Source organism: Kitasatospora sp. NPDC058063 (assembly GCF_042885395.1).
Taxonomy (GTDB): domain Bacteria; phylum Actinomycetota; class Actinomycetes; order Streptomycetales; family Streptomycetaceae; genus Kitasatospora; species Kitasatospora lactacystinica.
The window spans coordinates 384,365-400,844 of sequence record NZ_JBHVSD010000002.1 but is presented as its reverse complement, the minus strand read 5'-3'; the positions used below and the strand labels follow the sequence as shown (position 1 = coordinate 400,844).

The window sequence follows — 16,480 nt, the reverse complement described above, 5'->3', positions numbered from 1 at the left end:
GAGCCACTGCCCGGCCGCCTCGACGCTGCGGCGGCCCGGCTCGCGCGGTGCCCGGACCGGCGGTCGGCCGTCGAGGGTCGGCCGGACCGCCACCTGACTGCCGGTGCCGCCCCGCAAGGGGCCCGGCACCGGCGGTTCCGGGTGCACCACGGCCCCTGCCGCGAGCCGCCCCACCACCACTGCCACCCCCGGTCACCGCCCTGGCCACCACCCCGGAAGCCCCGCACCGGACGTCCGCGCAGGTGGCACCCGGTGGATCGGTACACTCGGCCAGCGTGTCCCTCCTCCTCAGCATCGTGCTCCCGGTCCACGGCGTGGAGCGGTACCTCCCGCACTGCCTCGACTCGCTCCTCGGCGACACCCCCGCCGCGGAGACCCGCTTCGAGGTGATCGCGGTCGACGACCTCTCCCCCGACGGCTCCGGCGCGATCCTGGACGTCTACGCGGCCCGCGACAGCAGGCTGCGGGTGCTGCACCTCACCGAGAACCAGGGCCTCGGCGGCGCCCGCACCGCCGCCCTGCCGCAGGCCCGCGGCGAGTACGTCTGGTTCGTGGACAGCGACGACTGGGTGCCCGAGGGGACGGTCGGCGCGCTGCTGGACGAGCTGACGCAGGAGCGCCGCCGGGAGACCCCGGCCGACGTGCTGATCACCGACTTCACCCACGTCTACCCGGACGGCGGGACCGAGCCCAACCCCTGGCGCCACGTGCTGGCCGGCTCCCCGCTGGTCGAGGGCTGCACCCTGGCCGAGCACCCGGCGCTGTTCCAGACCGTGATGTCGGTGTGGAACAAGCTGTTCCGCCGCGCCTTCCTGGACGGCCTCGGCGTCTCCTTCGGCCGCGGCTACTACGAGGACATCTCGGTCACCTACCCGGCGCTGTTGGCCGCCGAGCGGCTGCGCTACCTCGACCGCCCCTGCTACTTCTACCGGCGCGGCCGGGACGGCGCGATCACCGCCACCTCCTCCCCCAAGCACGCGGACGTGTTCGCCCAGTACGACGCGATCTTCGCCTTCCTGGACCGCCCGGACCGCCCCGGCCGGCCGGTCCCGGACCCGCTGCGCACCCTGGTCTTCGACCGGACCGTCCGCCAGGCGCTGAACGTCTACGACACCCCCGGGCTGGTCCCCGCCGACCTGCGCAAGGACTTCTTCCGGCGGATCGCCCGGCACTTCGACCGCCACCGCCCGGCCGGCTACCGCTTCCCCGGCGGGGTGCGCGGCGTGCAGTACCGGCTGGCCGCCCGCGGCGCCCGGATCGCCTACGCGGAGCTGCGCCGCACCGGGCGGCTGCCGCGCGAACTCAAGCGCGGGGCACGGGCGGTGGCGCCCGCGGTGAAGAAGGGGATGCGCAGCGGCGCCCGGTTCACCGCGTACAACGCGTTCCGCCGGCTGCCGCTGGACGAGAACCTCGCCGTCTACGCCGCCTACTGGCACCGGGGTTACGCGTGCAGCCCGGCGGCGATCTACGAGAAGGCGAAGGAACTCGCCCCGCGGATCCGGGGCGTGTGGGTGGTGGAGAACCGCGCCCAGGCCGCCGCGCTGCCGCCCGGGGTTCCGCACGTGATCGTCAACACCCCCGCCTACCTCAGGGCGATGGCGACCGCCAAGTACTTCGTCAACAACGTCAACTTCCCCCGCACCATGACGAAGCGGCCGGGCACGGTGCACGTCCAGACCCAGCACGGCACCCCGCTCAAGGCGATGGGCATGGACCTGCGCGACCATCCGGCGGCGGCCGAGGGGATGGACTTCGAGCTGCTCCAGGAGGCCGTCGACCGCTGGGACTTCCTGGTCTCCCCCAACCCGCACACCAGCGGGCACTTCGCCCGCGCCTTCCCGGGCCGGTACGAGATGCTGGACACCGGATACCCGCGCAACGACCGGTTGGCGAACGCCGCTCCGGACGAGGTCCGGGCGATGCGCGAGCAGCTCGGGCTGCGGCCGGACACCCGGGCGGTGCTCTACGCGCCGACCCACCGCGGCAGCAAGGGCGGCTACGTGCCGCTGCTGGACGTGGCGGCGCTGGCCCGGCGGCTGGGCCCGGACTTCACGCTGCTGGTGCGCACCCACTACTTCCACACCGACGGCCCGGGCGACCTGTCGGCGGCCGGCACGGAATCGGCGCGGATCGTGGACGTCTCGGCGCACCCGACCGTCGAGGACCTCTACCTCGCGGCGGACGTGCTGGTGACGGACTACTCGTCGATGATGTTCGACTACGCGGTGCTGGACCGGCCGGTGGTGATCTTCGCCCCGGACTGGGAGGAGTACCAGCGGGAACGCGGCGTCTACTTCGACCTGTTCGCGGAGCCGCCGGGCGCGGTCACGGTGGACGCGGACGGGCTGGCGCGGGCACTGCTGGCGGGCGACCCGGAGCCGGCGGCGCGGGCGCGGTTCCGGGCGAAGTTCTGCGTCTGGGACGACGGCGGGGCCTCGGAGCGGGTGGTGCGCCGGGTGTTCCCGGTGGAGGAGTAGCGGCCCCTGCGGAGGACGCTGCGGCGGACCCCGCGGAGAACAGCGGGGGCGTCCGGACGGGGCCGGTGCCGCCGGTACGGCGACCGGCCCCGTCGGCGCGGGTTCAGCGCCGGCGGGCGGCCAGGAACTCCTCGAAGGTCAGGACGCCGTCGTGGTTGGTGTCCATGCTGTGGATCAGCGCCTCGGCCATCGAGATGGTGACGTCGTGGTCGCCCATCTCGTTGGCGGCCAGGGCGTACTCGGCCGGGGTGATCCTGCCGTCGCCGTCCTTGTCGAAACGGTCGAAAAAGGCCTTGATCGCCTCGGTGGTCTCCATCGTGCCCTCCTGGGTACTGCGGGGTGTCGCTCGGTTCGGACGGCCGTACCCTACCCGGCCGTGGTGCGCGCCACGGTCGCCGGGAGTGGACGTGCGCGGGGGTGGGTGTCGTAGTCTGCGGATCTGATTGCAGGCCCGGGCTCCTCCCGGGCGGTCGTTCGTCCAGGGAGGGAATCGTGCTCGACCTCGTCACCAAGTTGGTGCTGAAACCGGTCTCGCGGGGGATCTGGCGGCCGGCCATCGAGGGAATCGAGAACGTGCCGCGCAAGGGCGGGGTGATCCTGGCCAGCAACCACCTGTCCTTCATCGACAGCGTGGTGATCCCGCTGACCGCCCCGCGCCGGGTCCACTTCCTCGCGAAGGCCGAGTACTTCACCGGCACCGGGCTCAAGGGCCGGCTCTCCAAGGACTTCTTCGAGGCCATCGGCGCCGTGCCGGTCGAGCGCGGCACCTACCGTTCCGCTCAGGCCTCGCTGGAGTCGGCGCTGGAGATCCTGGAGGACGGCAAGGCCTTCGGCATCTACCCCGAGGGCACCCGCTCGCTGGACGGCCGGCTCTACCGGGGCAAGACGGGCGTCGCCTGGCTCGCGCTGACCGCGGGCGTGCCGGTCGTGCCGGTGGCGCTGGAGGGTCCGGAGCAGATCCTGCCGGTGGGCAAGCGGATCCCGCGGTTGAAGAAGGTGACGGTCCGCTTCGGCGAGCCGCTGCACTTCGACGAGCTGCACGGGCAGGCCCGTTCGCTGAAGGCCCGTCGGCAGGTGACCGACGAGGTCATGGCGGCCATCCAGCGGCTCTCCGGCCAGGAGGTCGCGGAGAGCTACAACGAGGTGCCGAAGGCGGCCTGACCGCCGCGTCCGTCACTGGCGCGCCCGTCACCGGCGCGAACACCCGCGCCCGCACCCGCGCCCCGGGTCGTCACACGCGCCCGAGCACGGCCGGTTCGGGCTGCCCGGCGGCCTCCGGCACCTCCCGGCGCAGCAGCGCCGCGTACCGGCCGTCCAGCGCCACCAGCTCCTCGTGGGTGCCGAGTTCGACCACCTCGCCGTGGTCCAGGACGGCTATCTGGTCGGCGGCGCGGACGGTGGAGAGCCGGTGTGCGATGGTGATCGTGGTGCGGCCGGCGGCCAGGGTGTCCACGGCCTGCTGGACGGCGCGCTCGGTGCGGTTGTCGAGCGCGCTGGTGGCCTCGTCGAGGATCAGCACCGGCGGGTTGCGCAGGATCGTCCGGGCCAGCGCGAGGCGCTGCTTCTCGCCGCCCGAGAAGCGGTAGCCGCGCTCGCCGACGAGGGTGTCGTAGCCGTCCGGGAGGGCGGCGATGGTGTCGTGGATCTGCGCGGCCCGGGCGGCCTCGACCAGTTCCGCGTCGTCGGCGCCGGGCTTGGCGAAGCGCAGGTTCTCGGCGACCGAGGCGTGGAAGAGGTAGGTCTCCTGGGAGACCACGCCGACCGCTCGGGCCAGGGTGTCGAAGGACAGTTCGCGCACGTCCACGCCGTCCAGGGTGACCTGCCCGTCGGTGACGTCGTACAGCCGCGGCACGAGGTAGCTGAGGGTGGTCTTGCCCGAGCCGGTCTCGCCGACCACGGCCAGCGAGCTCCCGGCCGGGACGGTGAGGTCGACGCCGGCCAGGGTCGGGCGCTCCTGCTCCGGGTCGTAGCGGAAGTCGACGTCCTTGAAGCGGACCTCGCCGCGGATGCCCGTCAGGGTGACCGGGTCGGCCGGCTCGTCGATCTCCACCGGCAGGTCGAGGTACTCGAAGATGCGCTGGAAGAGCGCCAGAGAGGTCTGCACGTCCACGCCGGTGGAGAGCAGGCTGACGGTCGGGCGGAAGAGGCCCTGCTGAAGGGTGACGAAGGCGACCAGGGTGCCGACCGAGACGATCGGCGCGCCGGCGGCGGAGGTCAGCCCGGCCGCCCAGTAGATCAGCGCGGGCATCGCGGCCATCACGATCATGATGGTGTTCATCCGCCAGCGCCCGGCCATGCCGGCCCGGACCTCCAGGTCCGCGAGCCGGTCGGACTGGTCGGTGAACTCCCGGGCCAGCGAACCGGAGCGGCCCATCGTGCGGCCGAGCAGGATGCCGCTGACCGAGAGCGACTCCTGGACCGCCGAGCTCATCGCGGCCAGCTGCTTCTGCCGCTCGGTGGTGATCTTCTTGCGCTCCCGGCCGACCCGGCGGCTGATCCAGACGAACAGCGGGAGCAGCAGCAGCGAGACGACGGTCAGTCGCCAGTCGAGCGCGACCATGGCGACGACGGAGGCGACCACCGCGGTCAGGTTGGAGACCAGGCTGGTCGCGGTGGAGGTCACCGTGGACTGCATGCCGCCGATGTCGTTGGCGATCCGGGACTGCACCTCACCGGTGCGGGTTCGGGTGAAGAAGGCCAGCGACTGCCGCTGGAGGTGGCCGTAGACGGAGGTGCGCAGGTCGTGCATCACGCGCTGGCCGACGGTGGTGGAGATCAGCGTCTGGAGGACGTTGAAGACGCTGTTCACCACGGCGGTCAGGATCATCCCGAGCGCGAGCAGGCTGAGCAGCCCGGTGCGGCCCTGCGGGATGGCGGTGTCCAGGACGGCCCTGAGCAGGAACGGTGAGACGACCGAGACCACCGCGGAGGCGGCCACCAGCAGCCCGACGACGGTCAGGCGGCCCCGGTACGGGCGGAAGAGCGCGAGGATGCGGCGCCACTCGGCCGAGGGGCGGGGATCGCCCTCGGCACGCTCGGGCGGGGTCCAGTCGATGGCGGTGGGCCTCAAGGACGGGCCTCCCTGGGTGGGACGGTCGGGCGGACGGTCGGGCTGGGGTCAGCATAGCGAGGATAGCTCATAGTTAGACAAGCTAATAGTGAGGGTTGCTCTATTCCTCGGCTCCCGCCGATCCGCGCCCGACTGCCCGACCGGCCGGGCGCCGAGCCAGACCACCCGACCGCCCGACCGCCCCGGCCGTCAGTTGGTCCGGTAGGTGCGCGCCGCCTTCGAGGAGACCCCGCCGAGCTTGCCGGAGGGCAGCACCCGCGCGATGGCCACGGCGGCCTTGTACCGCTTGCCCGGCACGGACACGGCCCGGCCGCGGGCCAGGTCGCGCATCGCCTCGTCCACCACCCGCTCGGCGGACAGCCAGGACCAGGACGGGATGTTGCCGGTACCCATGCCGGCCCGCTGGTGGAACTCGGTCCGGGTGAAGCCCGGGCAGAGCGCCATCATCCGCACGCCCGTACCGCCGAGGTCGCGCAGCACGCCCTGGGTGAAGCTCACCACCCAGGCCTTGCTGGCGCCGTACGTGCCGCGCGGCAGGAAGGCCGCCACCGAGGCCACATTGACGATCGCACCGCGGCCGCGCTCCCGCATGCCGGGCAGGGCGGCCGTGGTCAGCCGCAGGATCGCCTCGATGTGCACCTTCAGCATGGCCAGCTCGTCCTGGAGCGGAACCGTGCCGAAGGCGCCCTTGTTGCCGAAGCCGGCGTTGTTGACCAGGAGGTCCACCGGGCGGGCGGCATCGGCGAGCCGGGCCTCGACGGCGCCGATGCCCTCGTCGGTCGCGAGGTCGGCGGTCAGCACCTCCGCCTCGATGCCGTACCTGCCGTGCAGGTCGGCGGCTGCGCGCTCCAGGCGCTCGGCGTCCCGGGCCACCAGCACGAGCTGGTAGCCGCTGCGGGCGAGCCGGCGGGCGAAGGCGGCTCCGATGCCGGCGGTCGCGCCGGTGATCAAGGCTGTGGTCATGCCCCGACCGTACCGACTCGCCACGACAGGGCCCACATCCAGGGCGATGCCCCAGCTCAGCGGGCTGCGGATGCAGGTCACCGGAGGTGCTCGTACTGTCGAACGGGGGCATCGTCCGACCGGGCGGTGAAATCCAGACGAGGAGGCACTTCTGATGCTTACTCAGTTCCGGACCGGAACGGCAACGACGTCACGCAGCGCGACGCTTGAGGCCGAGACACTCGCGAGCCTGATGGTGGAGGAAGAGGCCGTCGTGTCCGACGCGCCCACGTACTCGCCCGAGGCCGCGGGGCTCCTGCTCCTGCTCGGCCTGCTCCTGCTCTCCCCGAAGGGACCGAAGGAGAAGCCGATCCGGTAGCCGGGGCCGTGCCCCACAGGGCCGCGCGCCCACGCCGAGTCTCCTGAAGGAGTACCTCACCACCATGCCGTTCGCCGAAACCCCTCTCCGTGACGAGTACGCCGCGGCGGTCGAGCGGGTGGCCGGCCGCACCCTCGACGCCCTCTCAGGCATCGAGGGTGCGACTGCACTCGCAGACCCGGACACCGCCGTGTCCCGCCCGCTGCTGGCCGCAGTGCGCGTGCTCGGCGCCGACCTCTTCGCCCCGCAGCTGCTCGCCGGGGCCGAGCCCGACGGACCCACCGCCGCGCTGCTCGCCGAGGCCCGACGGGCCTTCCCCGCCCCGGAACCGGCGTCCGCCGAGGCCGCGCTGGTCATCGCCTGGCAGGACCGGGCGGTCGACCAGTTGCTCGCCCGCACCCCGCACGGGGACGCGGAACCGGGCTCACCGCCTTCCCCACTTCCCGGACCGGCCGACTTGGGCTGGCAGCCCTGGTCGGTACGGATGGCTCAGCTGCCCGTGCTCGCCCTGCCCGGTTTGGACGGCCCAGTGCACGACGCCGCCCGCTCCGACACCCTGGCCCTCGCCCGCGGCACCGTACGCTCCATGCTCCGGCGGGACTTCGCCACCGCCGTGCGACTCGGCCGCTGGCTCGCCTGGGCAAGCGCCGAGGGGCGGACACTGGGCATCGAGGTCGAGCCGATCCTGGACCGGATCCGCCTGGTCGGCATCAGCGCCGTCCGCACCCGACTCGAACTCGCCATCGCCCAGCGCCTGTTGGAAAGTATCCCGACATGACCGACACCGAGATGCTCGCCATCGCCCAACAGCTCGGCACCCGTGCGCTGTCCTGGCTGCACACGTCCTACCAGGGCAGCTACGGCAAGTTCGCGGACAACAGCGTCATCGACCTCTCCAACCCGGACGATGCCTACAAGCCGCTCTGCGAGGCCGCGATGGCCTCCTCCCTGGTATTGCGCGACGGAGTCGCCGGACCGCACGACATCCATGCCGCGCGCGACCTCCTCACGACCGCCTGGGGCCAGCTGCACGAGGGCGACATGCTCTACGAGCGCCAACTGCGGCACGTCACGATCACCGACCCGCTGGAGACATACGCACACTTCGCCCGGCTCGGCTACCGGCACGCCGCACTCGAAGAGTTGCTCGAATCACTCAGTCGGCTGCGGGCCGTGCATGCCGTCGAGATCCAGGGCAGCCGACTACTGGCGCTCGCCAACGCGCGGCGGATCATCGGGCTCAGCCACCGGCCGGACTGGGCCGCGCTCGCCGCCCGCACCTGGCTCGGTTCACTCCCCGAACCCTGGACCGTCTCCTGGTCCACCGCCTATCAGGTCACCCACGCCGTCTTCCACCTCACCGACTGGGGCGCCAGACCCCAGGACCTGCCCGAACCGATGCGGGACTACCTGCACGACTGGCTGCCGGTCTGGCTCGACATCTGGCTGGAGATCGGACAGTGGGACCTGGTCGGCGAGTTGCTGATCGTCGACTCGTGCATCGGGGAACCCATCACCGGGCGGTCCGGCTGGGAGGCGCTGGCCGCGGTGCAGCGGGAGGACGGCCTGGTACCCCGGGACACCGAACCGATCGATGACGACCCGGATTTGGCCATCCAGGGGCACGAACACACCGCCGTGGTCGCGATCGTCGCCTCGACAGTCGCGCTCTCCCGGGCACTCGGCGGCGCGGACGGCGCCGACACCGCGGCCGCATGAACGGGCTCGACACGGCCGTCCGTGCGGCAGTGCGGGCGGCCGCGCCGTACGCGACCGCGGTCACCGTGGCCGTGGCGCGCGACGGGCATGAGGACGTGCGATGCTTCGGGCGCCTCGCGCGAGGGCGGGCGGCAGCATGCACCCCGGACACCGTCTTCGAACTCGGCTCGGTCAGCAAGACGTTCACCGCGCTGCTGCTCGCCGACCTGGCCACGCGCGGCGAACTCGCCCTCGACGACCCGGTCGAACACCGACTGCCGCCCGACTGGCGTCCGATGACCGTCCGCTCCCCCGAGCCGATCCGGCTGCTGCACCTCGCCACCCACACCTCGGGGCTGCCCGGGTTGCCGCCCGGACTGCTCTCCGGAGCCGTGCCGACCTGGCAGACCAACCCGTACGCGGCCTTCGACGACGAGCGGTTGAGAGCCGCCCTGGCCCGAACCACCGTGCGCGGCAGGCCCGGCAGCATGTACCGGTACTCCAACTACGGGGTCGGACTGCTCGGGCGACTGCTGGCCGAGACGGGCGGACTGCCGTACGGGGAGCTGCTCGCCAAGCGGGTCCTGGTGCCACTGGGACTCGATGCCACCACATGCGCGCCGGACGAGCCGGACTCGCCGGACGTGCCGGACGTGCCGGACGTGCCGGACGTGCCGAGCCGGGCGACCGGATACCGGCGTGGACGGGCGATGCCGGCCTGGCGAATCCCCGGGCTGCCGGGCGCGGGCGCGGTGCGAGCCAGCGGAAGCGACCTGCTGCGCTACCTCCAGGCCCATCTCGGCCAGGAGGACGGCGAGTTGGCGAAGCCACTGGCCGAGGTCCAACGGGTCAGGCTGCGGCTTCCGCACTCCCCCGACGAGCTGTGCCTGGTATGGAACCACCGCCGCTCGGGCGGGCGCGAGCTGTACTTCCACACCGGCGCGACCCGCGGGTTCACCGCCTTCGTCGGGTTCTCTCCGACGGGCGCGACCGCCGTGGCGGCCCTCGCCAACACCGGCCCGAAGCGCGGCGGATGCTTCGTCCAGGCGGGGTACGAGGTGCTGCGGACCGTCACCGGCCACAGCATGTAACGCTCCTCACCCCGCACCTCGCACCTCGCACCTCGCACCTGGACAGCTGCGGCCTCGGAGCACCATGGCTTCAGACCGCCACGGCCTTGGCGCGGTCGGCGGCGATGCGCACGGCGAGGCCGGCGAGGACGGTGCCCATCGCGTAGCGCTGGATCCGCAGCCAGCCGGGGCGGCGGTTGAGGAAGGCGGCGATGCCGCCCGCGCTCACCGCGATCAGGCCGTTGACGGTGATCGCGATCGCGATCTGGACCAGGCCCAGCAGCAGGCTCTGCACGGCGACGTGGCCGCGCTCCGGGGCCACGAACTGGGGCAGCAGCGAGATGTACATGATGGCGATCTTGGGGTTGAGCAGGCAGGTCAGGAAGCCCATCGCGAACAGCCGGCGCGGCGGGTCCGGCGGCAGTTGCTGCGGGGCGAAGACCGCCGTGCCGCCCGGCTTGACCGCCTTCCAGGCCAGCCAGAGCAGGTACCCGGCGCCGGCCAGCTTGATCGCGGTGTAGAGGGCGGGCACCACGGAGAACACCGCGGCCACTCCCGCCGTCACCGCGACCAGGTAGACCAGGAAGCCGGCCGCGACCCCGCTCAGCGAGACCAGCCCGGCCCGGCGGCCCTGCGCGATCGAGCGCGAGACCAGGTAGATCATGTTGGGCCCGGGCGACAGCACCATGCCCAGGGCCACGGCGGCGATCCCGAGTACGGCCCGGCCGTCCACGGCCGATGTCAACGCTTCCATGCGAGGAGGCTAGGACGGACCATCGGGTCGATGCAATGATGACTTTGCACTCGGTGCAATGTGGCCCAGGGCCAGCGCGTGGGGCCGTTGCCTGGGCCCGTCCGACCTCTGGAGGCCGACCGCCGATGGACGACTACCGCCTGATCGCCAACCGGATCGCCGCCGAGATCGCCGACGGGCGACTGCGGCCCGGTCAGCAACTGCCCACCCAGCGCGCCTTCGCGCGCAGCCGCGGCATCGCCAACTCGACCGCCGGACGCGTCTACCGGGAACTGGCCCGGCGCGGGCTGACCGTCGGGGAGGTCGGGCGCGGGACGTTCGTCCGGGCCGGACGCGCACCGGACGGCGCCCGGGTGCCGCTCGCGGAGCCGGCCGCCGCCCCCGTGGACCTGGAGCTCAACTACCCCTCCGTCCCCGGGCAGGCCGAGCTGCTGGCGGGCGCCCTGGCGCCACTGCTGCGTCCGGACGCGCTGGGCGACGCCTTGCGGCCGGTCGGCGCGGCCGGGACGGTCGCGGCCCGGCGGGCGTTCGCCGGCCTGGTGTCGGCCGGCTCCTGGGAAGTCGGGGCGGAGCGACTGCTGTTCGCCGGCAACGGGCGGCAGGCCATCGCCGGGGCCCTGTCCGCGCTGGTGCCGCCCGGGCAGCGGCTGGGCGTGGAGGAGCTGACCTATCCGGTGGTCAAGGCGGTGGCGGACCGGCTGGGCATCGTGCTGGTGCCGCTGGCCGTGGACGAGCACGGGCTGCTGCCGGAGGCCGTGGCCGCCGCCCACCGGGCCGGGCCGCTGCGCGCGGTGTACGTCCAGCCGCGCCTGCAGAACCCACTCGGCGCGAGCCTGCCGCAGGAGCGGGCGGTGGCACTCGTCGCGGTGCTGCGGCGGCTCGACCTGCCGGTGGTCGAGGACGCCATCTGGTCCTTCCTGCGGCCCGAGCTCGCGCCGCTGGCCGCGCTCGCACCGGAGCGCACCGTGCTCGTGGACAGCCTCTCCAAGCGGCTCGCCCCGGGACTGACCACCGGGTTCGCGGTCGTCCCGGCGGCGCTGCGGGAGCGGGTGGCGGGGGCGCTGCGCGCGGGCGGGTGGACGCCGAGCGGCTTCGCGCTGGAGGCGGCGGTGCGTTGGATCGGGGACGGCACGCTGGCCGCGGTGGAGGCGGCGAAGCGGGCCGACGCGAGGGCCCGGCAGCTGCTGGCACGTGAGGTGCTGACGGGACGACGGCTGCGGTCCGACCCCTGCTCGTACTACCTGTGGTGGGAGCTGCCGACGGGCCGCCGGGCGGAGGCCTTCGTCGCGGAGGCGGCGCATGCCGGGATCTCGGTCACGCCCGCGGCGGCCTTCGCCGTCGACCCCCGGCGCTCGCCCTCCGCCGTCCGGGTCGGGCTCGCCTCCCCGCCGCTGCCGGTGCTCGCGCGGGCGCTGGAGACGCTGGCGGGGATCGCGGAGGGGGCGGGTGAGCGGCGAACGGCTGACGGCTGACAGATTTCAAAATCTGTCAGCTGTCGTCCGTCATCTGTTCGCTGTCGTCCGTCGGCTGTCAGCTGTCAGCTGTCCGCCGCTGGCCGTCGCCCCTCAGTGCCCACCCGTCAGTCGCCCGCCCCGCTCCGGCTCCCCCGGACCGCGGTGTCCGCCGCACCCCCCGCGCCGACGGCGCGCAGGCGGCTCGCCGCGGTGGCGGCGAGCTGAGGGGCGAGCCGGGCCACATCCCGGGAGCCGACCACCGCGATCAGGGACGGCAGCAGCCAGCGGACCGGCTGCATCCCGCGCAGCCAGGCCTGCGCGTAGACGTGGGCGGACCGGCGGGCGATCCCGGCGACGATCCGGTCCACCGCGGGCTCCAACGGATACGTCTTGTTCGCCGGCCACGGCAGCCGGGAGCGCATCTGCTTCAGCACGGCGTCCTGGTCGGCCCCGCGCACCATGTCCGTGTCGGTCCAACTCAGGTACCCGACACCGACCTTGACCCCCTGGTAGGCCACCTCCGCACGGATCGAGTGGGCGAAGGCCTCCACCCCGGACTTGCTGGCGCAGTACGCGCTCATCAGCGGCGCAGGGGTCAGCGCCGCGAGCGAGGCGATCTGGAGCAGGTAGCCGCGGCTCTCGGCGAGCGCCGGCAGGAACGCCCGCGCGGTGGCCACACTGCCGAGCAGGTTGACCTCGATGACCCGGCTGAACGCCTTGTGGTCGCTGTCGGTCAGCGGACCGCCGATGGCGATCCCGGCATTGGCGACGACGGCGTCGATCCGACCGTAGTGCTCCTTGATCCGCCGGGCGGTGTCCTCCAGTGCGTCGAGGTCGGTGACGTCCACCTCCCAGCTGCTCGCGGACGGCCCGCACTGCGCGGCGGCGGCCTTCAGCTCCTCCGGCTCCAGTCCCAGCAGGGCGACCTTGGCCCCGCGCCGGGCGAGCTTGCGGGCCAGCGACGCACCGACGCCGCGCGCGGCCCCGGTGACGACGACGACCTGCGCGGACAACGGCGGGATGGCGTTCATGCGACGGCGGTCCTCTCATCGGCGGAAGCGGAAGCAGCACCGGCGGGAGCACCACCGGCCGGAGCGGCCCCGGCCGAAGCGGCATCGGCCGGCGCGGACGCCAGGTGCGCGGCGGCCATCCGGTGGATCTCGGCGGCGACCTCGTCCGGGCGCTCCAGTGGCGACATGTGGCCGACCCCGGGCAGCAGCAACAACCCCTGTGCGTCCGGGAGTTCGGCGACGATCCGGTGGGCGTGCACTGGCGGGGTCAGCCGGTCGCCGGTGCCGACCACCACCGCCGTGGGAGCGGCGAGCCGGGCGAGTCCGGCGTGGACGTCCAACCGGTCCAGCACCGCGGCCCAGTTGGCGCGGACGGCGGTCGGGCAGGCGTGCACGATCCGGGCCGTCGCCTCGACCTGGCCGGCGGCCGAACCGGGCCCCATGGTCGCGTACTTGAGCGCCATCCGGCTGACCGGCGAGACCGGCCCGAGCGGCATCCGGGAGCGCAGCAGCTGCCGGTGCAGGAAGCGCCGCAGGCCCCGGGGCCGTACGGCCGTTGGCAGGACGGTGAGTTCGGCCACGAGGTCGCCCGGCCCGGTGGAGATCAGGACGGCCGCCGCGGTGCGGTCGGCGACCTCGGGACGGCCGCCGGCGGCCATGATGGTCATCCCGCCCATGCTGTGCCCGGCGAGCACGGCCCGTTCGCCCGCCGGAACGGTCCGCGCGAGTACGGCGGACAGGTCCTCGGCCAGCGCCCGGGTCGAGTAGCGGGCCCGGCTCGGCGGGATCTCGCTGTTCCCGTGGCCGCGCTGGTCGTAGGCCACCACCCGGTAGCGGTCGGACAGTCGGCGGATCACCGGGGCCCAGAAGGCGGTCGAGCAGGTCCAGCCGTGGGCGAGCACCACGGTGGGCGCTCCGGGCCGGCCGTGCACCTCGACGTGCAGCCGGATGCCGTCCGCCGACCGGACGCTCAACTCCTCCACCGGAAGCGGCGGTTCGTAGTCCTCGGGCAGCCGGGCGATCACGCGGGGACCTCCTGGGCGGTGGTGCGGGTGGCGGCCGGTGCGGCGCGCATGATCAGCTCGTACTCGCCGAGGTCGACCTTGCGGGTGGCCCGGCGGAACGAGGTGGTGGAGCCGGGCCAGAGCACGGTGTTCTTGCCGTTCGGGTCGAGGTACCAGCTGAGGCAGCCGCCGGTGGTCCAGACGGTGCGGTCCATCCGGTGCTGGAGTTCGAGGTTCCACTGCCGCTGGGCGCGCGCGGTGGGCTGCATCGCGGCGGCACCGATCGAGCCGAGCGTGGTCAACGCGTCGATCATGTAGTTCAGTTGGGACTCGATCATCAGGATCATCGAGCTGTTGCCGAGGCCGGTGTTGGGACCGATGACGAAGAAGAGGTTCGGGAAGCCGTGCACGGTCGAGCCGCGCAGCGCCTCCATGCCGTCCTTCCACTCCTCGGCCAGGCTGGTGCCGTTGGCGCCGAACACCCGGGCGCCGATGGGCATGTCGGTGACGTGGAAGCCGGTGCCGAAGACGATGGCGTCCACTTCGTGCTCGCTGCCGTCGGCCGCGACCAGGGTGGAGCCGCGCAGTTCGCGCAGGCCGGAGGAGACGACCTCGGTGTTGGCCGCCGCGAGGGCCGGGTAGTAGGTGTTGCTGAGCAGGATGCGCTTGCAGCCGATCCGGTAGTCCGGGGTGAGCCTGGCGCGCAGCTCCGGGTCGCGGACGCCCTGGGCGATGTGGCGCTCGGCGAGTCCCTGGACCAGGCGCAGCAGTCCGGGGCGGCGCACGAAGGCGTCGACCTGGATCTCCCGGAGGGCGAAGAGCGTGCCGCGGCGGATCTTCGTGGTGACCGGCAGGCGGCCGTGCAGCCACTTCTCCAGCTGGGTGATCTCGCGGTCGCGCCGGGGCAGCACCCAGGCCGGGGTGCGCTGGAAGACCGTCAGCTTGCCGACCTTGGGCTGGATCGACGGGATGATCTGGGCGGCGGAGGCGCCGGTGCCGACCATCGCCACGCGCTTGCCGGTCAGGTCGAAGTCGTGGTCCCAGCGGGAGGAGTGGAAGACCTTGCCGGGGAAGCCGCTCAGTCCGGGCAGGTCGGGGATCTGCGGGTCGGCGAGCGGTCCGGCGGCGGAGACGACGGCGTCCGCGGTCCACTCGCCGGCCGAGGTGGTGATCCGCCAGCGGGTCCGCTCGCTCTCCCAGCGGGCTTCCAGTACTTCGGTGTTGAAGCGCAGGTGGGGGCGGAGGCCGAAGACGGTCGCGACCTTCTCCAGGTAGGCGCGGATGTCCGGCTGGCCGGAGAAACTGCGCGGCCAGTCGGGGTTGGGCGCGAAGGAGAAGGAGTAGAGGTGCGAGGGAACGTCGCAGGCGCAGCCGGGGTAGCTGTTGTCCCGCCAGGTGCCGCCGACGGAGTCCGCCCGTTCCAGCACCACGAAGTCGGTGATCCCGGCGCGACGCAGTCGGACCGCGGCGCCGAGGCCGCCGAAGCCGGAGCCGATCACCGCCACCCGGACGTGCGGGACGGGCTCCTGCGCAGCGGCGGTTTCGGTCGCTGCGGACGCGCCGGAGCGGGGGCGCTTGCTGCTGGGTGCCATGCGGCAAACCTCCTGAGGGTGGGACGGTGATCGTCGCGCTCTCCCGGGGTCGCGGCCCCGGAACCTCCCGGGGGCTCACCTCCGGGACCCTGCCAATCGCGCCAGTAATCACTGGCATGGTTGGCAGGGTAGCCCTTGCTGACACCGGATGGAAGAAGCACGACGGCTCCGGTTCGGGGAACCTTCCGGGCCGGCGGTCCTATGCTGATCGCCGTGGACAAGGTCAGAGCTGCTGCGGGCGACAGAAAACGCGAGTACCGGGTGGAGGAACTGGCCGAGGCCGCCGGCATCACCACCCGCACCCTGCGCTTCTACCGCGAGCGCAAACTGCTTCAGCCACCCCGCAAGGAGGGCCGCATCGCCTGGTACGGCGAGGAGCACCTGGCCCGCCTGCGGATGATCGGTGAACTGCTCGAACGCGGCCACACCCTGGGCGGCATCGCCGAGCTGATCGGCGCCGGCGAGAGCGGGCGGGACGTCGCCGAGCTGATCGGACTGGAGGCGGCGATCGTCGCGCCGTGGTCCGACGAGACCCCGGTGCGCCTGGACTGGGACGAACTGAAGACCGCGTTCGGCGACCAGCTCACCGAGGAGAACACCGCCGAGTCGATCGCCCAGGGCTACATCACCGTCGAGGAGGACGGCATCACCCACGTCAGCCGCCGGCTGATGGACGCCACCACGGAGCTGGTGGCGGAGGGGGTGCCGCTCTCGGCCGTGCTGGAGGCCAGCCGGCGCACCCAGGAGCACGTGGACGCCATCGCCGAGATCTTCATCGAGGTGGTCAGCGAGCACCTGCTCAGCGCGCTGGCCGCCGACGCCCCGCTGCCGCCCGGCGCGGCGGCCCGGCTCACCGAGCGCATCCTGCGGGTCCGGCCGCTGGCGCGTACGGTCGCGGACGCCCAGTTCGCCCTCGCGATGGACCGACGGGTGCACGTCGAGTACACCGAACTCCTGCGCCAGCGACGGGAGAACGGCTCCGAGGCGTAACCGGGCCGCTGTCCGGGCAGGGATCCCCGCGTCCCGCCCG

The 16,480-nt window shown here is 73.0% G+C and carries 15 protein-coding genes; 8 read left to right on the top strand and 7 right to left on the bottom strand.

Annotated features, from left to right (window positions below; genetic code table 11):
* Positions 1-275 precede the first annotated feature (275 nt).
* Positions 276-2,477, top strand: a complete 2,202-nt coding sequence (locus ACFVUY_RS05480; protein WP_387727547.1) for a CDP-glycerol glycerophosphotransferase family protein — start codon at positions 276-278, stop codon at positions 2,475-2,477.
* A gap of 103 nt (positions 2,478-2,580) precedes the next feature.
* On the opposite strand, the gene ACFVUY_RS05475 is transcribed toward ACFVUY_RS05480, so the two are convergent.
* Positions 2,581-2,793 (bottom strand): EF-hand domain-containing protein, encoded by a 213-nt coding sequence (locus ACFVUY_RS05475; RefSeq protein ID WP_359898577.1) that lies wholly within the window; start codon positions 2,791-2,793, stop codon positions 2,581-2,583.
* Positions 2,794-2,969: 176 nt separating this feature from the next.
* Here ACFVUY_RS05475 and ACFVUY_RS05470 point away from each other — a divergent pair, with 176 nt between their 5' ends.
* Positions 2,970-3,638, top strand: coding sequence for a lysophospholipid acyltransferase family protein (locus tag ACFVUY_RS05470; RefSeq protein WP_359898578.1), 669 nt, complete (start codon positions 2,970-2,972; stop codon positions 3,636-3,638).
* A 70-nt stretch (positions 3,639-3,708) separates the two neighbouring features.
* Here the strand turns inward: ACFVUY_RS05470 and ACFVUY_RS05465 are convergent, their stop codons facing one another.
* Both ACFVUY_RS05465 and ACFVUY_RS05460 read right to left on the bottom strand, forming a co-directional pair.
* Positions 3,709-5,547 (bottom strand): ABC transporter ATP-binding protein, encoded by a 1,839-nt coding sequence (locus ACFVUY_RS05465; protein WP_387727545.1) that lies wholly within the window; start codon positions 5,545-5,547, stop codon positions 3,709-3,711.
* A gap of 189 nt (positions 5,548-5,736) precedes the next feature.
* Positions 5,737-6,510 carry an SDR family NAD(P)-dependent oxidoreductase gene (locus tag ACFVUY_RS05460; RefSeq protein ID WP_387727543.1) on the bottom strand — a complete coding sequence of 258 codons (774 nt, stop codon included), beginning with the start codon at positions 6,508-6,510 and terminating at the stop codon, positions 5,737-5,739.
* A gap of 154 nt (positions 6,511-6,664) precedes the next feature.
* On the opposite strand from ACFVUY_RS05460, the gene ACFVUY_RS05455 reads away from it, so the two are divergent.
* From ACFVUY_RS05455 to ACFVUY_RS05440, 4 genes are all read left to right on the top strand, one after another.
* Positions 6,665-6,868, top strand: coding sequence for a hypothetical protein (locus ACFVUY_RS05455; RefSeq protein WP_387727541.1), 204 nt, complete (start codon positions 6,665-6,667; stop codon positions 6,866-6,868).
* A 64-nt stretch (positions 6,869-6,932) separates the two neighbouring features.
* Entirely contained in the window at positions 6,933-7,646 is a 714-nt protein-coding gene (locus ACFVUY_RS05450) for a hypothetical protein (protein WP_387727539.1), read from the top strand.
* Positions 7,643-8,587, top strand: a complete 945-nt coding sequence (locus ACFVUY_RS05445; protein ID WP_387727537.1) for a DUF6895 family protein — start codon at positions 7,643-7,645, stop codon at positions 8,585-8,587. Before ACFVUY_RS05450 ends, ACFVUY_RS05445 begins: the two co-directional genes overlap by 4 nt.
* A complete protein-coding gene (locus ACFVUY_RS05440; RefSeq protein WP_387727535.1) occupies positions 8,584-9,657 on the top strand; it encodes a serine hydrolase domain-containing protein in 1,074 nt (357 codons plus the stop codon). The genes ACFVUY_RS05445 and ACFVUY_RS05440 overlap by 4 nt, the downstream gene beginning before the upstream one ends.
* A 70-nt stretch (positions 9,658-9,727) precedes the next feature.
* On the opposite strand, the gene ACFVUY_RS05435 is transcribed toward ACFVUY_RS05440, so the two are convergent.
* Positions 9,728-10,390, bottom strand: coding sequence for a LysE family translocator (locus tag ACFVUY_RS05435; protein ID WP_387727533.1), 663 nt, complete (start codon positions 10,388-10,390; stop codon positions 9,728-9,730).
* 125 nt (positions 10,391-10,515) lie between these two features.
* Between ACFVUY_RS05435 and ACFVUY_RS05430 the strand changes: the two genes are divergently transcribed.
* A complete protein-coding gene (locus tag ACFVUY_RS05430; RefSeq protein WP_387727531.1) occupies positions 10,516-11,862 on the top strand; it encodes a PLP-dependent aminotransferase family protein in 1,347 nt (448 codons plus the stop codon).
* A 107-nt stretch (positions 11,863-11,969) separates the two neighbouring features.
* On the opposite strand, the gene ACFVUY_RS05425 is transcribed toward ACFVUY_RS05430, so the two are convergent.
* The 3 genes from ACFVUY_RS05425 to ACFVUY_RS05415 are packed head-to-tail and all read right to left on the bottom strand — an operon-like array spanning position 11,970 to position 15,450.
* Positions 11,970-12,875 carry an SDR family oxidoreductase gene (locus ACFVUY_RS05425; protein WP_387684972.1) on the bottom strand — a complete coding sequence of 302 codons (906 nt, stop codon included), beginning with the start codon at positions 12,873-12,875 and terminating at the stop codon, positions 11,970-11,972.
* Positions 12,872-13,876, bottom strand: a complete 1,005-nt coding sequence (locus ACFVUY_RS05420; protein ID WP_387727809.1) for an alpha/beta fold hydrolase — start codon at positions 13,874-13,876, stop codon at positions 12,872-12,874. The genes ACFVUY_RS05425 and ACFVUY_RS05420 overlap by 4 nt, the downstream gene beginning before the upstream one ends.
* On the bottom strand, positions 13,876-15,450 hold the full coding sequence (locus ACFVUY_RS05415; protein WP_387727529.1) for a flavin-containing monooxygenase: 1,575 nt from the start codon (positions 15,448-15,450) through the stop codon (positions 13,876-13,878). The genes ACFVUY_RS05420 and ACFVUY_RS05415 overlap by 1 nt, the downstream gene beginning before the upstream one ends.
* A 213-nt stretch (positions 15,451-15,663) precedes the next feature.
* Between ACFVUY_RS05415 and ACFVUY_RS05410 the strand changes: the two genes are divergently transcribed.
* Complete coding sequence (locus ACFVUY_RS05410) at positions 15,664-16,440, top strand: MerR family transcriptional regulator (RefSeq protein ID WP_387684966.1); 777 nt, start codon at positions 15,664-15,666, stop codon at positions 16,438-16,440.
* Positions 16,441-16,480 lie beyond the last annotated feature (40 nt).

What these genes read in the sequence shown, in the direction of transcription:
- ACFVUY_RS05475 (WP_359898577.1), bottom strand. Translation starts at nt 2,793, where the DNA reads ATGGAGACCACCGAGGCGATCAAGGCCTTTTTCGACCGTTTCGACAAG.
- ACFVUY_RS05460 (WP_387727543.1), bottom strand. Translation starts at nt 6,510, where the DNA reads ATGACCACAGCCTTGATCACCGGCGCGACCGCCGGCATCGGAGCCGCC.
- ACFVUY_RS05455 (WP_387727541.1), top strand. Translation starts at nt 6,665, where the DNA reads ATGCTTACTCAGTTCCGGACCGGAACGGCAACGACGTCACGCAGCGCG.
- ACFVUY_RS05450 (WP_387727539.1), top strand. Translation starts at nt 6,933, where the DNA reads ATGCCGTTCGCCGAAACCCCTCTCCGTGACGAGTACGCCGCGGCGGTC.
- ACFVUY_RS05445 (WP_387727537.1), top strand. Translation starts at nt 7,643, where the DNA reads ATGACCGACACCGAGATGCTCGCCATCGCCCAACAGCTCGGCACCCGT.
- ACFVUY_RS05440 (WP_387727535.1), top strand. Translation starts at nt 8,584, where the DNA reads ATGAACGGGCTCGACACGGCCGTCCGTGCGGCAGTGCGGGCGGCCGCG.
- ACFVUY_RS05435 (WP_387727533.1), bottom strand. Translation starts at nt 10,390, where the DNA reads ATGGAAGCGTTGACATCGGCCGTGGACGGCCGGGCCGTACTCGGGATC.
- ACFVUY_RS05430 (WP_387727531.1), top strand. Translation starts at nt 10,516, where the DNA reads ATGGACGACTACCGCCTGATCGCCAACCGGATCGCCGCCGAGATCGCC.
- ACFVUY_RS05425 (WP_387684972.1), bottom strand. Translation starts at nt 12,875, where the DNA reads ATGAACGCCATCCCGCCGTTGTCCGCGCAGGTCGTCGTCGTCACCGGG.
- ACFVUY_RS05415 (WP_387727529.1), bottom strand. Translation starts at nt 15,450, where the DNA reads ATGGCACCCAGCAGCAAGCGCCCCCGCTCCGGCGCGTCCGCAGCGACC.